General features: G+C 63.4%; 22 protein-coding genes. 11 read left to right on the forward strand and 11 right to left on the reverse strand.

Going from position 1 to position 18,908, the window contains the following annotated elements:
* Positions 1-33: 33 nt before the first annotated feature.
* Entirely contained in the window at positions 34-945 is a 912-nt protein-coding gene (locus DYZ14_RS05125; protein WP_154719693.1) for a CHAD domain-containing protein, read from the reverse strand.
* The gene (locus tag DYZ14_RS05130) at positions 929-1,417 is read right to left on the reverse strand and encodes a CYTH domain-containing protein (protein ID WP_154719694.1); all 489 of its coding nucleotides are present in this window, start codon (positions 1,415-1,417) and stop codon (positions 929-931) included. Before DYZ14_RS05130 ends, DYZ14_RS05125 begins: the two co-directional genes overlap by 17 nt.
* A 153-nt stretch (positions 1,418-1,570) precedes the next feature.
* Between DYZ14_RS05130 and DYZ14_RS05135 the strand changes: the two genes are divergently transcribed.
* From DYZ14_RS05135 to DYZ14_RS05150, 4 genes are all read left to right on the forward strand, one after another.
* Entirely contained in the window at positions 1,571-2,209 is a 639-nt protein-coding gene (locus DYZ14_RS05135; RefSeq protein ID WP_154719695.1) for a 2-dehydro-3-deoxy-phosphogluconate aldolase, read from the forward strand.
* 92 nt (positions 2,210-2,301) lie between these two features.
* On the forward strand, positions 2,302-2,997 hold the full coding sequence (locus tag DYZ14_RS05140) for a tellurite resistance TerB family protein (protein ID WP_154719796.1): 696 nt from the start codon (positions 2,302-2,304) through the stop codon (positions 2,995-2,997).
* Between the two features lie 83 nt (positions 2,998-3,080).
* Positions 3,081-3,776, forward strand: coding sequence for a GNAT family N-acetyltransferase (locus tag DYZ14_RS05145; protein WP_154719696.1), 696 nt, complete (start codon positions 3,081-3,083; stop codon positions 3,774-3,776).
* Entirely contained in the window at positions 3,773-4,000 is a 228-nt protein-coding gene (locus tag DYZ14_RS05150; RefSeq protein WP_154719697.1) for a hypothetical protein, read from the forward strand. The genes DYZ14_RS05145 and DYZ14_RS05150 overlap by 4 nt, the downstream gene beginning before the upstream one ends.
* A gap of 5 nt (positions 4,001-4,005) precedes the next feature.
* Here DYZ14_RS05150 and DYZ14_RS05155 read toward each other — a convergent pair whose 3' ends face one another.
* The 3 genes from DYZ14_RS05155 to DYZ14_RS05165 all read right to left on the reverse strand — a co-directional run bounded on the left by DYZ14_RS05155 (position 4,006) and on the right by DYZ14_RS05165 (position 6,738).
* Positions 4,006-5,121: a nickel/cobalt transporter gene (locus tag DYZ14_RS05155; RefSeq protein ID WP_154719698.1), complete on the reverse strand. Its 1,116-nt coding sequence runs from the start codon at positions 5,119-5,121 to the stop codon at positions 4,006-4,008.
* Complete coding sequence (locus tag DYZ14_RS05160) at positions 5,115-5,753, reverse strand: DUF1007 family protein (protein WP_154719699.1); 639 nt, start codon at positions 5,751-5,753, stop codon at positions 5,115-5,117. Before DYZ14_RS05160 ends, DYZ14_RS05155 begins: the two co-directional genes overlap by 7 nt.
* A 91-nt stretch (positions 5,754-5,844) precedes the next feature.
* Positions 5,845-6,738 (reverse strand): LysR family transcriptional regulator, encoded by an 894-nt coding sequence (locus tag DYZ14_RS05165; RefSeq protein WP_154719700.1) that lies wholly within the window; start codon positions 6,736-6,738, stop codon positions 5,845-5,847.
* A gap of 538 nt (positions 6,739-7,276) precedes the next feature.
* Between DYZ14_RS05165 and odc2 the strand changes: the two genes are divergently transcribed.
* The 5 genes from odc2 to DYZ14_RS05190 all read left to right on the forward strand — a co-directional run bounded on the left by odc2 (position 7,277) and on the right by DYZ14_RS05190 (position 12,111).
* Positions 7,277-8,410 carry an ornithine/lysine decarboxylase gene (gene odc2, locus DYZ14_RS05170; RefSeq protein ID WP_154719701.1) on the forward strand — a complete coding sequence of 378 codons (1,134 nt, stop codon included), beginning with the start codon at positions 7,277-7,279 and terminating at the stop codon, positions 8,408-8,410.
* Positions 8,411-8,500: 90 nt separating this feature from the next.
* The gene (locus DYZ14_RS05175; RefSeq protein ID WP_154719702.1) at positions 8,501-9,100 is read left to right on the forward strand and encodes a GNAT family N-acetyltransferase; all 600 of its coding nucleotides are present in this window, start codon (positions 8,501-8,503) and stop codon (positions 9,098-9,100) included.
* A 327-nt stretch (positions 9,101-9,427) separates the two neighbouring features.
* Positions 9,428-10,066 carry an outer membrane protein gene (locus tag DYZ14_RS05180; RefSeq protein WP_154719703.1) on the forward strand — a complete coding sequence of 213 codons (639 nt, stop codon included), beginning with the start codon at positions 9,428-9,430 and terminating at the stop codon, positions 10,064-10,066.
* Positions 10,067-10,394: 328 nt separating this feature from the next.
* The gene (locus tag DYZ14_RS05185) at positions 10,395-11,075 is read left to right on the forward strand and encodes an OmpW/AlkL family protein (protein ID WP_154719704.1); all 681 of its coding nucleotides are present in this window, start codon (positions 10,395-10,397) and stop codon (positions 11,073-11,075) included.
* A gap of 211 nt (positions 11,076-11,286) precedes the next feature.
* Entirely contained in the window at positions 11,287-12,111 is an 825-nt protein-coding gene (locus DYZ14_RS05190; RefSeq protein WP_195949833.1) for a polysaccharide pyruvyl transferase family protein, read from the forward strand.
* A 33-nt stretch (positions 12,112-12,144) separates the two neighbouring features.
* Here the strand turns inward: DYZ14_RS05190 and DYZ14_RS05195 are convergent, their stop codons facing one another.
* From DYZ14_RS05195 to DYZ14_RS05220, 6 genes are all read right to left on the reverse strand, one after another.
* Positions 12,145-13,215 (reverse strand): GSCFA domain-containing protein, encoded by a 1,071-nt coding sequence (locus DYZ14_RS05195; protein WP_154719706.1) that lies wholly within the window; start codon positions 13,213-13,215, stop codon positions 12,145-12,147.
* Positions 13,216-13,303: 88 nt separating this feature from the next.
* Positions 13,304-14,290, reverse strand: coding sequence for a WD40 repeat domain-containing protein (locus DYZ14_RS05200; RefSeq protein WP_154719707.1), 987 nt, complete (start codon positions 14,288-14,290; stop codon positions 13,304-13,306).
* Between the two features lie 58 nt (positions 14,291-14,348).
* The gene (locus DYZ14_RS05205) at positions 14,349-15,464 is read right to left on the reverse strand and encodes a CobW family GTP-binding protein (RefSeq protein ID WP_154719708.1); all 1,116 of its coding nucleotides are present in this window, start codon (positions 15,462-15,464) and stop codon (positions 14,349-14,351) included.
* Between the two features lie 209 nt (positions 15,465-15,673).
* Positions 15,674-16,063, reverse strand: a complete 390-nt coding sequence (locus DYZ14_RS05210; RefSeq protein ID WP_154719709.1) for a type II toxin-antitoxin system VapC family toxin — start codon at positions 16,061-16,063, stop codon at positions 15,674-15,676.
* Positions 16,060-16,317 carry a type II toxin-antitoxin system Phd/YefM family antitoxin gene (locus DYZ14_RS05215; protein WP_154719710.1) on the reverse strand — a complete coding sequence of 86 codons (258 nt, stop codon included), beginning with the start codon at positions 16,315-16,317 and terminating at the stop codon, positions 16,060-16,062. Before DYZ14_RS05215 ends, DYZ14_RS05210 begins: the two co-directional genes overlap by 4 nt.
* Positions 16,318-16,381: 64 nt before the next feature.
* On the reverse strand, positions 16,382-17,173 hold the full coding sequence (locus DYZ14_RS05220; RefSeq protein ID WP_154719711.1) for a creatininase family protein: 792 nt from the start codon (positions 17,171-17,173) through the stop codon (positions 16,382-16,384).
* A 96-nt stretch (positions 17,174-17,269) separates the two neighbouring features.
* On the opposite strand from DYZ14_RS05220, the gene DYZ14_RS05225 reads away from it, so the two are divergent.
* Both DYZ14_RS05225 and DYZ14_RS05230 read left to right on the forward strand, forming a co-directional pair.
* Entirely contained in the window at positions 17,270-17,764 is a 495-nt protein-coding gene (locus DYZ14_RS05225; protein WP_154719712.1) for a MarR family winged helix-turn-helix transcriptional regulator, read from the forward strand.
* Positions 17,765-17,886: 122 nt separating this feature from the next.
* Positions 17,887-18,906, forward strand: coding sequence for a LacI family DNA-binding transcriptional regulator (locus DYZ14_RS05230; protein WP_115669972.1), 1,020 nt, complete (start codon positions 17,887-17,889; stop codon positions 18,904-18,906).
* Positions 18,907-18,908: the final 2 nt, after the last annotated feature.

The raw sequence follows: 18,908 nt of genomic DNA on the forward strand, positions 1-18,908 counted from the left end.
GGACTTGCTGCCAAAAAGTGTCAGCAGCGTCGGCTATTCGGTGGCAGCCGTGATCCACAGCGCCTCGACGATCGTGCCCTCGCGCGCCGGCGGGTCGCCGAAGACATGCTCGGCGATCGCAAGCGCGTCCCTGCGCAATTCCTGCTGCTGGCGGATGATGGCGCCGAGCAGGTGGGAGAATTCCTCGCCGCCGCCGATCAGCCCGGTTTCTCGGTCGAGAAGGTCGGCGAGCAGCGCAAGGTCGTGTTCATGGCCCAGCGTGTCCACCAATGCCTTGGCTTCGGCGCGCTTGGCACGCATGGCCGACGGCCAGATGTCGCGCAGCAACGACAGGTTCATCCAGTATGCCTGGCCGGCCTTGCGCAGTTCGTGAAAGACTTCCTCGTGAACGCTGCGATGGCAATCGTCCAGCGACGTGCGGGCCCGGGCCAGGCCCTTGCGCCAGCCCCTGGCGAGCAGCTTGGCGGCCTTGCGCGGGCTGGAGGGAAAGCTTGCCGTTTCCAGCGCGGTGATTGCCTCGCGACAGGCCGAGATGGCATTGGAGACCTTTTCCGGCAGGTCTGTCTCGGCGAGCGCCCGTGCGTCACGACGTTCGGTGAGCGCCGCCCGTGCATGGGCAAGGGCGTTTCTCTCCTCATCGTTCAGCGCGTGGTTCTCAAGATAGGCGACGGTCTCGACGAGCGCCGTGGCATCGCGCACGACGGACAGTGTCCGGGCCGTATCGCGCAGCCGGGCATTCTCCACCGCACGGAACTGCTTCTGATCCAGGGCGACGAGGCGGTAGAGCGAACGTACCCGCTTGAACTTCTTGCGCGCCTCATGAATGGCTTCGTGCAGGCCCTCGGGCTGCTCTTCCAGGGCGCTGACGGCGCGCCGGAGCTGTTCGCTCGCAACCGCAACGACCTCTTCGCCAAAGGGGCGGTCCGGCCTAATTCGATACGGCATGCACAACCTCGGGCTTCAACCGTTCGGTGGCCAGCGCCTGGTTGGAATAGCGACGGTCGCCGGTGACCTCGCGTCCGAGCCAGTGCGGCAGCATCGGCCGGTCATCCTCCGACCGCATTTCCACCTCGGCGATGACCAGTCCCTGGAACGCCCCCTCGAAGACGTCGATTTCCCAGGTGAAGCCACCGATCTCCACCGTATAGCGCACCTTTTCGATGACGCTGCCGACGGCAAAGGAAATCATCTCGACGGCGTCTTCGAACGGGATGTCGTATTCGAACTCGTCCCGCACCAAGGCGGTCTTGCCGAACTTGACGGTCAGCTTGGCGGTCTCGTCATTGCTGGTCCGGACGCGGATCGAGCGGTCGTGATTGACGGAGAGATAGGCCTGGCGCATTGCCGTCGCGGATGTGGCCTGGTCCCGCCAGCTGTCGTTTATCACCAGGAACTTGCGCTCTATTTCTTTCGCCATCTCACCATCCATCGTGAAAATCCAGTTCAGCTTAGCCCAATTGGCCCATCGTGCAAACCAGCCCGTTCCTAGCGCGCGCATTTGTCTCGACAATGACACAGGTTCGCGATAATCCTTGGGCTGAATTCAATCGTTTGAAATGGATGGCAGACCGTGAGTGAGAAAACCGAAAAGCTCCTTTCCACCCTGAAGCTCCAGCCCGTCGTGCCGGTGCTGATCATCGAGGATGTGGCAACCGCCGTGCCATTGGCGAGGGCGCTGGTGGCTGGCGGACTGAAGGCGATCGAGATCACCATGCGCACCGATGCGGCGCTGGAAGCTGTCCGTCGGGTTGCTGGGGAGGTCGAGGGCGCGGTGGTCGGTGCCGGCACCATCCTCAATCCGGCGCATTTCGAGGCCGCGGTCGAGGCCGGCTCGCAGTTCATCGTCAGCCCCGGCACGACGCGCGAACTCATCCATGCCGCCCGCGCTTCGGACATTCCGCTTTTGCCCGGTGCGGCTACGGCCAGCGAAGTGATGCAGCTTCGTGACGAAGGCTATCAGGTGCTGAAGTTCTTCCCCGCCGAGCAGGCCGGTGGTGCGGCCTATCTCAAGGCACTGTCCTCGCCGCTCGCCGGCACGCTGTTCTGCCCGACCGGCGGTATCTCGCTGAAGAATGCCAGGGACTACCTGTCGCTGCCCAACGTGGTCTGCGTCGGCGGCTCCTGGGTCGCGCCGAAGGAACTCGTTTCGGCCGGCGACTGGGCCGGCATCACAAAGCTCGCCACGGAAGCCTGCGCGCTGGCCGGCTGACCGGTCTCTGCAATGAAAGCGCGGAAACGTCTTTGTATTTTCATGATCGGCTCCTTATCTAGCAGTCGATAATGAAACCGACGGAGATCCCGATGTTCGACGCGAAGAAGCTGCTTGACCAATTTCTCGGCGCCCAGGTGCCGGGTTCGACCGGCACCGTGAAGCAGAAGGCCGGCGATGCCGTCCAGCTTGCCAAGGACAATCCGCTGGCGACCGGCGCGATCGCCGCCGTTCTGCTGGGCACGAAGACCGGCCGCAATTTGGCCGGCAATGCGCTGACGCTCGGCGGTCTCGCCGCTATCGCCGGGATCGGCTACCAAGCCTACAAGAACTATCAGGCCGGCAAGGCGCCGCAGGACGTCGCCGAGGCCGAGCAGAAGCTGCTGCCGCCGCCGGCCGATTCGCCGTTTAGCCTGGAGGCGCCCGCAGCCTCCAACGATTTTGCCCTGACGCTGGTGCGGGCGATGATCGCGGCCGCCAAGTCCGACGGCCATATCGATGCGGCCGAGCGTGCCCGCGTGATGGACAAGATCCACCTTTCCGGTCTCGGGGCGGAAGCCGAAGCCTTCCTCGAAAAGGAACTGGCCACGCCGACCGATGTGGACGCACTGGTCAAGGCGGCGGTCAGCGAAGAGCAGAAGGTCGAACTCTACACCGCGTCGCGGCTGGCGATCGATCCTGACAGCCGGGCCGAGCGCGGCTATCTCGACCTGCTGGCCGGACGCCTCGGCCTTGCCGACGGGCTGGTCGACCATATCGAAGCGACGGTTGCGGCGGCGCAGGTCTGATCCGCTTTCCAAGGCGATCCCGAGGCCAGTTGCCTTTGCCGGGCGGCTGGCCTAATCGTTTGCCGACACATCAAGAGGCAAGCATGCGCGATCTTTCCACATTCAAGGGCTGCCCGGCACCGAAGCCGGTCCGGCTCGAAGGCCGTTTCGTCACTGTCGAGCCCTACGACAAGGCGACGCATTTGCAGGCCCTGTGGGACGGTCTCGGCGGCATGGGCATCAATCCGCTGCTGACCTATTTCACCCAGCCCGACTTCGCCGGGATCGATGATTTCGATGCTTGGCTCGACGGCGTTCAGACCAAAGGCGGCTGGGTTACGGAAGTCTTCTGTGACAAGCAGACGGGCAAGGTCGTCGGCATGGCCAATTACATGCGGGCGGATCCGGCCAATGGCGTGGTCGAAGTGGGCGGCGTCGCTCACGGCCCGGCGATGAGCCGCACGCCGCTCTCCACCGAGGCGCACTATCTGATGGCGCGCCACGTGTTCGACGATCTGGGCTATCGTCGCTACGAGTGGAAATGCCATAATGAGAACTTGCCGAGCCGCACCACCGCGGAGCGCTACGGCTTCACCTTCGAGGGCGTGTTCCGCCAGCACATGCTGTCAAAGGGCAAGAACCGTGACACGGCATGGTTCTCGATGATCGACGGCGAGTGGCCGTTGATCAAGGCAGCGTTCGAGGCCTGGCTTTCACCCGACAATTTCACCGAAGACGGCAAGCAGGTGCGAAAGCTCGAAGAGATTCGGGCGGAGCTCACCAAGGGAGCGACGGCATGAACGAGAACCAGAGCGAGAAGAAAAGCGACCGTTCGTCGGCCTATGCGGCGCTTGCCATCGTGCTCGGCTTCGGCCTCGTGCTGCTCGGCCTGCCGAAGCTGGTGCTGTGGATCGGCGATTTCTCGCCGGTCCTGGCGGCTGTCGTCGGCACCCTCGGCATCATGTCCTTCTTCATCGTGCTGTGGCTGCGCGCGCGCCACCAGAAGCGGCGCGACCGGTCCTGACCCATTCAGGGCTGGAGAGAGGCGGCGAGCAGTAGCGCGCCGAGCGCGATGACCGCAAGCGCTCCGAGGATCTCGATCGCGTCGGCCACCCGGCGGGCCGTCGGTGAACCCGGTCCGGAGAGCCGCACCGCCAGGCCCTTGGCCGAAACCGCGAGGGCGGCGAGGAGAGACACGGTGATCGCGGTGCCGAGCGCCATGGCGAAGACCGAAAATATCCCACCGAGATAAAGCCCGTTCAACAGGGCGAAGGTCATCACCAGCAATGCCCCCGAGCAGGGCCTGAGGCCCACGGCGATGATGGCCGACCACGCTTCGCGCAGGCTGAAATTCTTGGAGGACAGGAGCCGTGGGTCGGGCAGGTGGGTGATGCCGCAATCGGGGCAGACCGAACCCGGTGCAAGTGCGTCATGGCCGTGGTCGACGCCGGTTGCGCGGAAAGACGATCCTGTTCTGGTTCCGGCGGCGGAGACGCCGGCTCCGCTCGTCGCGGTGGCCGTCGCCGGCAATCCGGGCGAATCGAACAGGCTGGCTGTCGATGGCGTCTGAAACAGCACGGCGCTGACCGGTGTCCGGCGTGCGATGCGCAGGGCGTTCAGCTTGCGCAGCAGGAGCCAGGTGCCGAAGGCGACGACCAGGGCGAAGCTGGTGATCTCCAATACCTGCGTGGCGTCGGTCATGGAAATCGCCGTGCCGCGCAGGACGGCATAGCCGAGCCCGACCAGGGCGATCGCCACGACGCCCTGCAGGAAGGCGGAAACGAAGGAAATGGCAACGCCGCGTCGCAGTTCGGTTTCGTTGGCGATCATGTAGGAGGAGATGACCGCCTTCCCGTGACCGGGTCCGGCGGCATGGAATACACCATAGGCGAACGACAGTCCGATCAGGGTCCACAAATGGGAGGGATCTTCGCGCATCGCTTTCAGCGCCCCGGTCAGCGCCCGATAGAAGGCCTGCTGGTTTTCGTTGACCCAGGCAAGCAAGCCGCCGAACGGACCCGTCGTCTGGAATGCCGGCTCCGCCGTTCCGATGCCGAGCGGCGAGGCGGCGTGCGCCAGCGTGGCCGCGACGATCAGGATAAGGGCCGCACCGGCTGCCGGCCCGACAAGGCGGCGCATCAGCATGTCAGCTCGAGCCTCGTGGCGAACAGCTTGGTCATGTCAGTGCCGGCCGGATCGTCGAAAAAGGCCGAGGTCAGATTGGCCTGGTTTTCGGCCAGGACCTGGTCCGGGTCGGGCCGAACCACGGCGCGCTTGCACAGCTTGAAGCCTTCGCCCTCGCTCACCATGTCCTCGTCCTTGGCAAAATCGATGGCGGTATACATGGTCGGGTCATAGACGCCGATGGTGAGTTTGCCCTTCAGCGGCAGCGTCTTTTCCGGCTTTGCGACGAAGAAGACGAGCAATTGATTGTCCTTGAAATCGACATTGAACACCTCCGGCCTGGCGACCGGGACCGCCGCGCCATTGGCGGTGATCGAGGTGAAGTAGCCGTAATCGGCAAGCGAGGTGCGGATCGTCTCGGCGATCTCGTTGAGTTCGCTATGATCGAGTTTCAGGTCGCTGTTCTTGTCGAAATCCATCAGGACGCTCGACGAGAAGATGTCGTCGAAGCGCCAGACATTGCGCAGTTCGGCAAGGTTTCCATCCGCACCGGAGACGATTTCGAGGCGCGCCTCGGCAAAGACATGGGGATGGGCGATAGCAGGGAGGGGCGCGCCGAGGAGCGCCGCGATGAATGCCAAATGTGTTTTCATGCCTGCCCGCCTTCGTTCCGCGAATCCCAGTCCGATCCCTGTCCGACAATTTCGACGGAATTGGGACTGCGACGCCCGCCGTTCAATGGTCTCAGCCTTTCTGGCGAAACCAGGCATGAAGGTAATCCACGAAGGCGCGGACCTTGGCCGGCAGGTAGCGCCGATGGGGATAGACGGCATAGATGCCGCGATCCTTCGGCAGGTAGTCGTCGAACAGGGAAACGAGTTCACCCGTTTCGATATAGGGGCCGGCGATGAAGTCGGGGATCATCGCGACACCCAGCCCGGCGCGCGCCGCACGCAGGGTGGCAAGCGGGCTGTTGACCTCGATCGGACCGCTGACCGCGACCGAGATCGCCCCGCCCTGCGGATCGACGAATCGCACGGTGTTGTGCGCACGGGAGTTGGTGTCGACGAGGAAGGCTACGCGGGAGAGATCCTGCGGATGGTCAAGCGGTCCGTGCATCTCGACGAAGGCGGGCGTCGCGCAGGCATAGACCCGGAAGTCCGAGAGCTTCTTGGCGATGAGGGCGGAATCATCCAGCTTGGTGATGCGGATCGCCAGGTCGAACCCCTCCTCGACCAGGTCGACGAAGCGGTCCTCGGCGACGATCTCGAGCGACAGATCCGGATTTTCGGTGGCGAAATCGATCAGAGACTGGCCCACTTCGGCATCGATGAAGGTGCGCGGCACGGTGATCTTCAGCTTGCCCTTCAGGTCCGTGATGTTTTCCCGCACCAGATCGGCCAGGCTGTCGATCTCCTTGAGGATCTCCGTTGCGCTGCGATAATAGGTATGGCCGGCCTCGGTCATCGAAAATTGCCGCGTCGTGCGGTTGAGGAGGAGCGCGCCGAGTTCGTCCTCCAGTTCGCGCACATATTTGGACAGCAGCGCCTTGGACCGCCCGGTCTTTCGCGCGGCGGCGGAAAACCCTTCGGCTTCGACCACGTCGATAAAGGCGCGGATGCGCGTCAGCGTGTCCATTGATGGGCTCCTCCAGAGACTCTGGTTGAACTGTGAACACAACGGCTGGATCGTTCAATCATTTTTCTACCCCCAAGCTCAAAAAACGCTTGATTATGACCGCGAACATTCTTATCTCCCGTTCAGCCCAAAGTCGCACGTGCCCATGGGTGTCCGCCGACCCTCGATGTGGTGAGGAAATCGGTAAGGTACCTGGAACTAACCCCTCCAGTCGCTATTCCGGCCATCCGGGAAATGCGAGGACATCTGAAGCAACGACGGTGCGGGCCTTTCTAGTCTCTTCCGGCTTTCCATCAGCCGGAGTTACTTCAGAGGCACACCATCATTGCCGGAAGTGCGGTCGGGTCATCCCACCAATCCATGGCAGACAAAGCCGAACTGACGCTCCTGGCAGGGTGTCTGTTCACTATACGCGCTTCGAGCGCTCGTACGGTATCAGCGTCTCCACCGGCTGGTTTCGATCGGGTTCTCGTCGTCCTTTGTCCTTCCGAACTCGGCAACGAGTCCGGGAACCTTGGCACTTGAGAGGGATTGACCCATGACCACCGCTCGTATCCTCGACTTCATCAACACCCGACGTCCGGAAGGTCCCTGCCTCGTGGTCGACCTCGATGTCGTGCGCGATAATTACGGTGCTTTCCGCCACGCCCTGCCGGACAGCGCGATCTACTATGCCGTCAAGGCCAATCCGGCTCCGGAGATCCTCAAGCTGCTCGCCTCGTTGGGCTCGAGCTTCGATTGCGCCTCCGTTGCCGAAATCCAGATGGCGCTCGATGCCGGCGCAACCGCTGGCCGGATCTCCTACGGCAACACGATCAAGAAGGAACGGGACATTGCCCGGGCGCACGCGCTCGGCATCAGCCTGTTTGCCGTCGACAGCCATGAGGAAGTCGAGAAGGTCGCCCGCGCGGCCCCCGGCGCCCGCGTGTTCTGCCGCGTCCTGACCGATGGCGAAGGCGCCGAATGGCCGCTGTCGCGCAAGTTCGGCTGCGTGCCGCAGATGGCCGTCGACGTGCTCGTCTACGCCCACCAACTGGGACTCGATTCGTTCGGCGTGTCCTTCCATGTCGGTTCGCAGATGACCAAGGTCGATGCCTGGGATTCGGCCCTTGCCGATGCCAAGCGCGTCTTCACCTCGCTCGCCAAGCAGGGCATCCACCTGCAGATGGTGAACATGGGCGGCGGCTTCCCGACCAAGTACCTGCGCGACATCCCTTCGGCGGAAGCCTATGGCCGTGCGATCAATGGTGCGCTGAAGAAGCATTTCGGCAATCACATTCCGCAGACCATCATCGAGCCGGGTCGCGGCATGGTGGGCAATGCTGGCGTGATCAAGGCCGAAGTCGTGCTGGTTTCGAAGAAGTCGGACAACGACGCGCATCGCTGGGTGTTCCTCGACATCGGCAAGTTCGGCGGTCTGGCCGAAACCATGGACGAGGCGATCCGTTACCCGATCCGCACGGATCGCGACATGGACGAGATGGAGCCCTGCGTGCTCGCCGGCCCGACCTGCGATTCGGCCGACGTCATGTACGAGAAGAACATGTATCCGCTACCCGTCTCCCTGACGATCGGCGACGAGGTTCTGATCGAGGGCACGGGCGCCTATACGACGACCTACTCGGCGGTCGCCTTCAACGGCTTCGAGCCGCTCAAGGCCTACGTGATCTAGTATCACCGGGTCTTTCGACGACCGCGCCGGTTAAACCGGCGCGGCGCAACAAACCATCATCGGAAACACTTCTTGGTACGGGAGGCCACCATGGCCGCTGTTCTGGACGTCGTGCGCGCGTTTTTCGCGCCGCAAACTGCACCTGCCTTTGTCATCGATGCCGAAACGCCGGCCGATGTCGTGGCCCGCGAGGCCTTGCTCGACCGTGCCATGGGGGCCGGCCGGCGCAAGAAGTCGTCGGAAAAGATCCGCAAGGACCGTCTGCCGGCCGAAGGCCTGGCGCTGGTCGCCCGCGACCGCCAAGGCCATGTCATCGCCACGGTGCGGCTGTGGAATGTCGAGGCCGGCGTCAGCCGCGAAGGCCACCCCATCGACGCGCTGCTGCTCGGCCCGCTGGCGGTCGATCCCGCCCACGAGGGCAAGGGCATCGGCTCGGCGCTGATGCGTGCAGCGATGTTGGAAGCGCGCAAGCGCAACCACGGCGCCATCCTGCTGGTCGGTGATGCGGGCTATTACGAGCGCTTCGGTTTCTTCGCGCAAAAGGCACAGCATCTCGTGATGCCGGGGCCGTTCGCCCGCGAGCGCTTTCTGGCGATCGAGCTGAAAGCCGGCTGGCTCGAGGGGGCTGCCGGCATGGTGGTCGCCTCCGGCCGCAAGCTGTCGCATGCGCCGCGCCGCCACGTCGCCTGAGCACCAGACAGGTCCGCGCCCCCGGTAGAGTTCGACGCGTCTCGCGTCTGGAGCCGCCGGTGCGGGTGCGGGCCTTGCATCCCGCCGTGGGGACGCGGTGGGGCGAACGCCCCCTCTCCATCCACGGCGAGGGGGCGTTTCTGCGTCTGCATCCGGTTGGATTTCGCCCCCGCTGCGGCGTGTCCTTCCGGTGTCACTCCGGAAAAAAACAGCGAAGGCGCGGAACAATTCGCGCCCTCATGCTTGTTAGTCTTCGTGTGGCGCGTTTCGTCACGGCAGAGCGTCTGTTCCCGCGATGCGGGGCAGCCTTGAGAGGGAGTAGCAGCAATGATGAAGAAACTCGGATGGGGCGCGCTGGCGCTCGTCATAACGTCCACGCCGGTTCTTTCCGCAGATGCCGTTATCGAGGCTCCGGCCGTGCCGCCGGAAGTCGTGGAGACCACGCCGGTGTTTAGCTGGGCCGGCGGTTACATCGGTCTGCATGGCGGCTATGGCTGGGGCGAGGGGGACTTCTATGATGGCGTCACCTCGGCCTCCGACGATTTCGACGGCGGCCGCTTCGGTGGTTTCGTCGGCTATAACTGGGGCTTCGGCTCCGCCGCGATCGTCGGCCTCGAGGCCGATCTCAATTATGACTGGAACGAGAACAGCTACGGCGCCGTGGATGTCGGCACCGGCCTGAACGGCTCGGTCCGTGGACGCGTCGGCTATGCCATGGACCGCGTCCTGCTTTACGCGGCCGGTGGCTGGACGGCGACCGATTTCTCCGTCGAGGGCGGCGGGTTCGACGAAAGCGAAATGCTGAACGGCTGGACGCTTGGCGCCGGCTTCGACTATGCCGTCACCGACCGGATCTTCACGAGGCTCGAATATCGCTACAACGATTATTTCGAGAAGGACATCCTCGGCGTCGATACCGACTTCAACCAGCATGTGGTCAATGTCGGCCTGGGCGTGAAGTTCTAGTCGTCGGGACAGGCGACTTCGCTCCGGCTTCCGCTGCGAAGCCGGAGCCCATCGTCTGCGCCGGACAGCGCCGATCGGAGATGAGAATCAGTAGTTACGGAACGGGTTTGCAGGTCCTGTTCGGCGTTACGGCGCCCTTTGCAAGCGGCGCGCGGCGCCAGGATTTTCAATCGTCAAATCTGGCCGTGGCGGAATTGTGACAGGTGCGGCGCAGCGGCTCCAACCGATTGTTTTCCAAAGCATGTATTGATCTAGCTCAATCGTCCTTGCGTTGCGGGCGGCCTATTTTGTGCACGGCACAAGCCACCGATTATTCAAGGAGAGATTTATGAACACGATCAGCACGCGGCGGATCAGCGCCGTTGCCGCAGCCACGGCACTTCTGCTCACCGGCCAGGTCGCCTACGCGGCCGACATGACGCCGCTCGCGGATGCCCCCATTGCCGCGGCGCAGAGCCCTTGGCAGGTCCGCCTGCGCGCGCTCGGCGTGATCTCCAACAACGAGGGCGAAGTGGACGGCATTGCCGGTTCGGACCTGTCCTACAGCGATACCGTGATCCCCGAGCTCGACATCACCTATTACTTCACCGACAACATCGCCGCAGAACTCATCCTCGGCACGACCTACGCCAATGTCTGGGGCGAAGGCTCGATCACCGGCCTCGGCAAGATCGGTCGTACCTGGATCCTGCCGCCGACGCTCACGCTGCAGTATCACTTCACCGATTTCGGCGCGTTCAAGCCCTATGTCGGTGCCGGCCTCAACTACACGATCTTCTACAATGAAGAAGGCGCCAATGCCGACGATCTCGACATCGACAATGCCTTCGGTGTCGCCGTCCAGGCCGGTTTCGACTACATGATCGACCAGCATTGGGGCGTGAACTTCGACGTCAAGAAGATCTTCCTCGAACCCGACTTCACCGCCACCGTCGGGGGCGCCGATGTCGACGGTAAGGCCAAGCTCGATCCGTGGCTGATCGGCGCCGGCGTCACCTACCGCTTCTGATCCGGCCGCAAGGCCCATGGACGGCAGCCAGGGCTCCGGTCCCTCGGCTGCCGTTCGTCTTTGCGATGCGCCTGCTGCCGCCAAAGGCGCGACGCCGCATTCATGCGCAGCCGGCCCTTTCGCCCGGGCGGAAGCCCCGGCCGACGGGGGTTGCAATCGCCCGTGCCGCGTACTATCCCCGCGCGGTGGCTCATCAAGGGGACCTGACGGCATGAAAATCGCTGCTCTCAGCTGGAACGGCAACAATATCGGCGACGATATCCAGAGCGTTGCCGTCATGCAGCATCTGCCGCCCGTCGACGTGTTCCTCAATCGCGATCATCTCAACAGCTATGACGGGCCCGAGGCGTTGCTCGTCACCAATGGCTGGTTCCTGTCGAAGCTCGACAACTGGCCGCCGAGCCCGTCGATCAAACCGATCTTCTTCGGTTTCCATGTGCAGAAGCATGCCAAGCCGACGATCGCGCGCCATGCCGACTATCTGAAGAAGCACCAGCCGATCGGCTGCCGCGACCAGGGCACGGTGGATTTCATCCGCTCGCTCGGCGTCGAGGCCTATCTGTCGCTGTGCAACACGCTGACCTTCAACGCGCCGGCCGACCGCGATCCGGATTCGATCTATCTGGTCGAGGCCAATCGCGACCAGCTGTCGCCGAAGCTGTTCAAGAAGGGGCTGACGGTGAAGACGGTCAGCCATCGCTTCATCGACGTGTCGGCGGAGACGCGCCTGCAATATGCCAAGGAAATCGTCGAGACCTACGGCAAGAAGGCGGCGCTCGTCGTCACCACGCGCATCCATTGCGCCATGCCCTGCATCGCCATGGGCATTCCCGTCATCTTCGTCGGGCCGAAGAGCTATCGCACGCAGATCGTCGAGGAAGTCGGCCTGACGCGGCACAATACCTGGCATCCGTTGAAGCACCCCTTCACCCGCAGGATCGAGGCCTGGCCGCAGCCGCTCGACATTGCCGAGACCAAGAAGCGCGTGACCGCCGACATCAAGTCGCGCATCGCGGCGGCACTCGCCGAGGGTTGATTCCATTTGCGGTTAACAGGCGCCGGGGCGCCGTTATCGCAGGAAGTTCCGCTTGAAGGTCTGCATGATGAACTCGACCGATTCCTCGGTCGGGTGGCGGAAATCGTCCTTCATCGGGTTGGGCAGGAACGACGTCACCATCTCATAGGACGGGAAATAGTAGAGCTTGCTTTCGGCAGAGGGGCCGACCTCGCGCATCAGCTCGTCGATCGCCACCCGGAGCGAGGCCTTGGACACCGAACTTGCGGTGATGCAGGACACCGGCCGGAAGGTCGCGGCGAGCGGTACGGGCGAGAGCGTGATGATCACGGTCGCGTCGGGCCGGTGGGCGCGGATGAGCTGGTAGGTGCGGCGCAGGTTGTCGAGGTTTTCCACCGCGCCGAGAACGCGGAAACCGTGACGCTCAGCGTCGAAGTCGCGTTTCGGGATGGCGCGCCAGAAGATCTCGCCGGTCGGCTTGTCGTACCAGACCTCGGACAGGCCGAGTGTCAGGATGAAGACGTCGGATTTCTCGAAGATCGCCCGTGTCGCCTGGCGGACCTCGTCGGAATAGTCGCCTGGGACGCCTTCCTTGTCGTGCCACAGTTCGATCTTCGGCGCCTTGCCCTCGAAGGCCCATTCGAACTGCTGGCGGATCGCCGCGGAATTGACGATGCCTTCGCCGCTGCGCACCACATAGGAGTTCAGCTTCATGTCGCGGCCGAAGACCTGGTAGCCCTCGCGGTAGAGATATTTCGTCACCTCGCTGGCAAAGCAGCTGCCGAAGGCGGTGATGTAGTGCTCGCGGGTGATGAAGGGGGCGGCCGGAAACCAGCCCTTGCCGACATATTCATCGACCGCGTTGGGCTTCGCGATCGCCTTCTTGTCGGGGAAGAAGTTGGTGGTCTCGCCACGGTACCAGGTCGCATGCGCTTTGCGCCTGGTCCCGCCGGTTTCGTAGTAGATCTGGTCGGCGCGCTCGGGCTCGTCAACGAGCTTGAGGGCTCGCAGAAGCTTGTAGCGCAGGGTTTTCTTTGCGGGCTTGGAATGATCTTGGGCCATGGTCGAGCGATAACCCAGCGGAGGCGGCAATTCAAGCAACGCGATGCGCTCGATGGTGAGCAATCCACCAACGGTTCCGGCGTGAAGCCGGCATCGTCACCCGCCGCAACACTGCGGCAGGCGCTTTTGCTGTTTTCCCGGAGAAACGCCGTCAGGCGGATATGTCGATGACCCCGCAGTCGCCGGCGTCCGAAGCGTAGGCGAGGAGTTTGCCGTTGGCGCTCCAGCCCATCGAGGTGATCGCACCCTTGCCGGGACGTCGCAGCAGGGCCTCCTTGCCGTCGGCGATACGTGCCGCCAGAACCATGCCGTCGATAAAGCCGATCGCCAGGACCTCTTCTGCCGGATGGAAGGCGACCTGGGTGACCATGATGTTGGCGCGGGTGCCGAGTTCGAGCGGTGCCTTGCCCATCGGGCCTTCCTTGCCGGAAAACGGCCAGACGATCGCGGCAGGCGCACCCGACGAGGCGAGCCACTTGCCCTTGACCGACCAGGACAGCGACTTGACCTTGGCCGGATAGCCGGTCATGCGCATGTGGCGGGTTTCGGCCGATTTGCTGTCGAGCTTCCAGCCGTGCAGGGCGTTCTCCTGCATGGTGGTGACGACGAAGCGACCGTCGGGGGAGAAGGTCACGCCGGTATGGGCGCCCTTCCATTCGAGGTCGACCGGCGCGCCGGTCGTGCCGATCCAATGGAGCGTCACGCCATTGTAGCGGGCGGCAGCGACCCGCAGGCCCTTGGGCGCGAAGCCGAGGCCCTCGATGGTGCGCTCCTCGGTGAATTCCTTCACCTTGCCGTCGGCCAGGCGCACATAGCCAGCCTTGCCGACCGCATAGGCGACCGCGCCCTGCGGCCCGGCCGCGACGACGGAAACCCATTTGCGCGGCACGTGGGCAAGTTCGGTTAAGCTCCCGTCATGGCCGATGCGCAGAACCTTGCCGTCCTCTCCGCCGGTGATAAGGGTCTGGTCGGCGCAGTCCTTGACACAGGCGAGCAGGCCCTGATGGGCCTCCGTCACCTTCTCGCCGCCGTCTAGCCGATGCACGGTCCCGGAAGCCGCGGCAAAGACCGGAATATCGCCGAGAAAGGCAGCCGTGACGACGTGACCGTCGATGTCGAGGGGGGCAACCGTCGGCATCAGGCTTTCTTTCCGTTTGGCATGACTTGACCCGAAAACCGCTTCACACTTTTCGATGTCATGCTGCGGCCTCGCAGGCGTGGAAGCTCTTTTCCAGCTTCTCGCGGTCAAGGTCGCGTCCGATGAAAACGAGGCGGCTCTCGCGCTTCTCGCCGTCCTTCCATGGGCGCTGGTGGTCGCCCTCGATGATCATGTGGACGCCCTGCACGACATATCGCTCCTCGTCACCCTTGAAGGCGATGATGCCCTTCAGGCGCAGGATGTTGGGCCCGTCGGTCTGGGTGACCTTCTGGATCCAGGGGAAGAAGCGATCGGGGTTCATCTCGCCGCCGCGCAGCGAGATCGACATGACCGTCACATCATGGATCGGCGAGGGGGCATGGTCGTGGTGGTCGTGGCCGTGATGGTCGTGGTGATCATGATCATGATCATGATCGTGGCCATGGTCATGATGGTGGTGATGATCGTGGCCGTGATCGTGATCGCAGCCGGGACCGCAGACATGGTCGGGATCGTCGTGGTCGAGGAAGTGCGGATCGTTTTCCAGCGCCCGTTCGAGATTGAAGGCGCCCTGGTTCAAGACCTTGGCCAGGTCGACGCCGGACCGCGTCGTCGCATAGATGCGGGCCGAGGGATTGATGGCGCGAACGATGTCTTCGATGCGGTGCAGTTCGTCATGGCTGACGAGATCGGTCTTGTTGATGACGACCACGTCGGCAAAGGCGATCTGGTCCTCGGCCTCGCGGCTGTCCTTGAGGCGCAGCGGCAGATGCTTGGCGTCGACCAGCGCGACGACCGCGTCGAGTTCGGTCTTGGCGCGCACGTCGTCGTCCATGAAGAAGGTCTGGGCGACCGGGACCGGATCGGCAAGCCCGGTGGTCTCGACGATGATGCCGTCGAAACGGCCGGGTCGGCGCATCAGGCCTTCCACCACGCGGATGAGGTCGCCGCGCACCGTGCAGCAGACGCAGCCGTTGTTCATTTCATAGATCTCTTCGTCCGACTCGACGATCAGGTCGTTGTCGATGCCGATCTCGCCGAACTCGTTGACGATGACCGCATATTTCTTGCCGTGGCTTTCGGACAGGATGCGGTTCAGGAGCGTCGTCTTGCCGGCGCCGAGATAACCGGTGAGCACGGTGACGGGAATGGGTTTTGCGGCAGCTTCGGTCATGATTGCCTTCCTTGTTTGCTGGGCAGAGATATAGGCTGCCGAGTCGGCGGCTTACAACACTTGCCGGCAGATTTTTCCGGATTTCAAAGACCTTGGTGGCGGGTTGGCGGTTGTGACGCTGTGGCGGGCACAATAGAAAGTGGTTTGCGCAGCCACTCCGTTCGCCATCGGCTTGCCGTTGCTCCGCGGTCAATTCGGCTTGCCAAAGCTCAGGTCGGCAATGCCGGTCGGATATCGGTCCTGGAGAAATCGTCACCGATGAACAGGAGCGGGCAATTGAGCTGTTCGGCGAGTGCATAGGCGAAGCAGTCACCGAAGTTCAATCCGGCCGGATGGTTCCCCTTTCCCCAGCGGGCATAGGCCAAGGCGGCGCGTTCCGCCGTTTCCTCGGTCGCGTCGATGACGGTGAAGCGGAGCCGGTCGACCAGGTCGCGAATCTCCTGCAGGTGTCCCCTGGCAGTGGCGACGATCAGCGCTTCGGCCAGGGTGCCGGCGGAGATGCAGACTTCGTTGTTGGCTTCCAGCACGGCCTGGCAGTCATCGGCGGTCGCCTCGTTGCGGACGATCGCCATCAGCGCCGACGTGTCGATCGCGATCATCTGGGCAGGCCGTTGTCGTCATAGAGGAAATCCTGGCTCCGCGCCGCCTTCCCTTCGGTTGCCTGGAACTTGGGCGTGCGGGCACGGATTTCCGCGATGATGGCGCGCCGTTCCTCGGGCGTCTGAACCGGCGTGACGGGGGACAGCCTGACAGTCTCCTTGCCGTGGCGGGTGAGGATGATCTCCTCGCCGTTCTCGGCGCGTCGCACCAAATCGGTCAGGTTGGTCTTCGCTTCGCTGACGGGCATGCGCATGATCGAACTCGCTTCTGGTCCAATATTGCGGACCAGAATAGCGCATCTCGCGGGGGCGTTCAATTCAAGCAAGGTCGCCGAGGTCGAACGCCTGCACATCCCGCAGCAATGCGATCAGGCCATCGACAGCATGGTCGATCAGCTTCTCGCCCTTCTCCGCCGTTGCGGCCTTGGCATTGCCGGTGACACCCTGACGGTTGAGATCGGCCATTTTCCAGCCGAAGGCATGCGGGCCATAGGCGCGCAGGTGGGAAAACCGCCTGGCATAGTCGGATTGGCGTGACGGGAAATCCTCGGCCTTTGCCATGTCGACCCGCTCCAGACACAGCGCCAGCATGACCGAGGTCTCGATCTCGCCGCCATGGATGCCGATCGCCTTTTCCTCGGGCGTGATGACGCCTTCGGGCAGGCCGAAGCGGGTCCAGCTCGTCGCCACCGCAAGCATGCCGAAACGCACGCGCGCTTCGGTGGCGACAACGGTCATCAGCGGTGAATTGCCGCCATGGGCGTTGAGCATGACGAATTTTCGGACGCCCTTGCCCGACAGGTCCGCGGCAATCGCCAGCCAGCGCTCGACGGCGTCCTGATAGGCAAGGCTCCTGGTTCCGGCGACGTCCATGTGCTCGATAGAATAACCGACCGGCTCGGCGGGCAGGAATATGACCGGCAGGTCTTTGGGGAGCTTGCGCGCGAGGCGGGCAACGATCCCCTCGACGATCAGAGTGTCGGTTTCGAACGGAAGATGAGGTCCGTGCTGTTCATGGGCGCCGAGCGGCAGAACGGCGATGCAGTCGGGCTGCATCTGTGACGGGGAGACGGGTCCGCTGTCGGGCATATCGGGCTTGGATTGCTGCATCTGGCGTTGATCTTCGTTGTTCGATATGGATTCCTGGCAGAATATTAGCCGGCACATCATGATGTTCATTTCGCCATCGGGCGGCAGGGAGGCACAATGGCGAAAAAGGACAAGGGCGACAAGAAGAACAAGGCGGGCAAAAAGAAGGAGAACGGTGAGCGCCATCACTCCCTTGCCGCCGCAGTGACGCAGGCCGCCCGCGCCATGCGCACGCACCTGTCGCGCAGCCTTGCCGACAGCGGGCTCTATGCCGGACAGGATACGGTGGTGCAACTGCTCGCCGCGGAGGAGGGGCTGACGCCCGGCGCGCTGGCCCAGAGGCTCGGCGTCAAGGCACCGACCATGACCCGCACGATCGGCCGGATGGAGGCCCAGGGTTTCGTCGAGCGTCGCCATGTCGATGCGGACGGACGCCTGACCATGGTGCATCTGACGGCCGAGGGGCGTGCCCGGCTCGAGGCCATTGCCGTGGCTTCAGCGGAAATCGAGGAACTGGCGACCGCGGGATTGTCCGGCAAGGAGGTCAAGCAATTGCTCAAGCTTCTGGCCGCGGTGGAGGAAAACCTGCACGGGAATACGTCCAAGGACTGATGAATCTCCCCCTATTTCCTGGGAAACGGGAATTGAAATACGCACTTAAATTATTTAATTAAAAAGTTTAGGTGCGTTGGAGGAGACCGCAGGGCATGCATCGATCCATCAAGGGAGGCAAAGTGGCGCAGAAGGTCAAACTGTCAACGATCGCCGAGTCACTGGGGCTGTCGACCGCAACCATTTCGCTCGCACTGCGCGACAGCCCGCTGGTGGCCGCCGATACCCGCGAGAAGATCAAGGAGCAGGCGCGGACCCTCGGCTACATCTACAATCGCCGGGCCGCCAGCCTTCGCACCTCCCGCTCCGGCATCATCGGCGTCGTCGTGCACGACATCATGAACCCTTTCTACGGCGAGATCCTGAAAGCCATCGAGAGCGAACTGGACCGCAGCCGCCACACCTTCATCCTGTCCAACCACTATGACTCGGTCGACAAACAGCGGAACTTCATCGAGACGCTGCTGCAGCTTGGCGGCGACGGCGTCATCATGTCGCCGGCCATCGGCACGCCGGTGGAGGATATCCGGCTTGCCGAGGACAATGGCATGCCGGCGATCCTGATCGCGCGACAGATGGAGGGGCTCGATGTCCCGACCTATCGCGGCGACGACAGCTATGGCATTTCGCTCGCCACTAACCATTTGATCGGGCTCGGGCATCGGACGATCGCCATGATCGGCGGCACGGACCAGACCTCGACGGGGCGCGATCGATACCAGGGCTATGTCAACGCGCTGCGCAAGGCGGGGATCGAAGTGGACCCGGAACTGCGCATTCCCGGACCCCGCACAAAGCAGGGGGGCTTCGAGGCCGCAGTGCATTTCCTCTCCCTGCCGCAGAAGCCGACCGCCGCGGTCTGCTGGAACGATCTCGTCGCCATCGGCCTGATGAACGGTATTGCCCGCGCCGGACTGGTGCCGGGCCGCGACATTTCGGTGACGGGCTATGACGATCTCGAGGAGGCCTCGATCGCCACGCCGTCGCTGACCACGGTGTGGAACGGCCAGGCGGAAGTGGGACGGCTTGCTGCCCGCGCCTTGCTCGACAAGCTGGCCGGCAGCCACGAGCCGGACGGTATCCACCTGATCAAGCCGGAAATGCGCATTCGCCAGTCGACCGGCCCGATCCACATTCGCTGACC

Source organism: Ciceribacter sp. T2.26MG-112.2 (genome assembly GCF_900492205.1).
GTDB lineage: Bacteria > Pseudomonadota > Alphaproteobacteria > Rhizobiales > Rhizobiaceae > Allorhizobium > Allorhizobium naphthalenivorans_A.

Coding starts and splice junctions, on each gene's coding strand:
- DYZ14_RS05185 (WP_154719704.1), top strand. CDS start 10,395: ATGAACACGATCAGCACGCGGCGGATCAGCGCCGTTGCCGCAGCCACG.
- DYZ14_RS05130 (WP_154719694.1), bottom strand. CDS start 1,417: ATGGCGAAAGAAATAGAGCGCAAGTTCCTGGTGATAAACGACAGCTGG.
- DYZ14_RS05140 (WP_154719796.1), top strand. CDS start 2,302: ATGTTCGACGCGAAGAAGCTGCTTGACCAATTTCTCGGCGCCCAGGTG.
- DYZ14_RS05220 (WP_154719711.1), bottom strand. CDS start 17,173: ATGCAGCAATCCAAGCCCGATATGCCCGACAGCGGACCCGTCTCCCCG.
- DYZ14_RS05165 (WP_154719700.1), bottom strand. CDS start 6,738: ATGGACACGCTGACGCGCATCCGCGCCTTTATCGACGTGGTCGAAGCC.
- DYZ14_RS05125 (WP_154719693.1), bottom strand. CDS start 945: ATGCCGTATCGAATTAGGCCGGACCGCCCCTTTGGCGAAGAGGTCGTT.
- DYZ14_RS05225 (WP_154719712.1), top strand. CDS start 17,270: ATGGCGAAAAAGGACAAGGGCGACAAGAAGAACAAGGCGGGCAAAAAG.
- DYZ14_RS05180 (WP_154719703.1), top strand. CDS start 9,428: ATGATGAAGAAACTCGGATGGGGCGCGCTGGCGCTCGTCATAACGTCC.
- DYZ14_RS05145 (WP_154719696.1), top strand. CDS start 3,081: ATGCGCGATCTTTCCACATTCAAGGGCTGCCCGGCACCGAAGCCGGTC.
- DYZ14_RS05150 (WP_154719697.1), top strand. CDS start 3,773: ATGAACGAGAACCAGAGCGAGAAGAAAAGCGACCGTTCGTCGGCCTAT.
- DYZ14_RS05175 (WP_154719702.1), top strand. CDS start 8,501: ATGGCCGCTGTTCTGGACGTCGTGCGCGCGTTTTTCGCGCCGCAAACT.
- odc2 (WP_154719701.1), top strand. CDS start 7,277: ATGACCACCGCTCGTATCCTCGACTTCATCAACACCCGACGTCCGGAA.
- DYZ14_RS05190 (WP_195949833.1), top strand. CDS start 11,287: ATGAAAATCGCTGCTCTCAGCTGGAACGGCAACAATATCGGCGACGAT.
- DYZ14_RS05155 (WP_154719698.1), bottom strand. CDS start 5,121: ATGCTGATGCGCCGCCTTGTCGGGCCGGCAGCCGGTGCGGCCCTTATC.
- DYZ14_RS05160 (WP_154719699.1), bottom strand. CDS start 5,753: ATGAAAACACATTTGGCATTCATCGCGGCGCTCCTCGGCGCGCCCCTC.
- DYZ14_RS05215 (WP_154719710.1), bottom strand. CDS start 16,317: ATGCGCATGCCCGTCAGCGAAGCGAAGACCAACCTGACCGATTTGGTG.
- DYZ14_RS05210 (WP_154719709.1), bottom strand. CDS start 16,063: ATGATCGCGATCGACACGTCGGCGCTGATGGCGATCGTCCGCAACGAG.
- DYZ14_RS05205 (WP_154719708.1), bottom strand. CDS start 15,464: ATGACCGAAGCTGCCGCAAAACCCATTCCCGTCACCGTGCTCACCGGT.
- DYZ14_RS05200 (WP_154719707.1), bottom strand. CDS start 14,290: ATGCCGACGGTTGCCCCCCTCGACATCGACGGTCACGTCGTCACGGCT.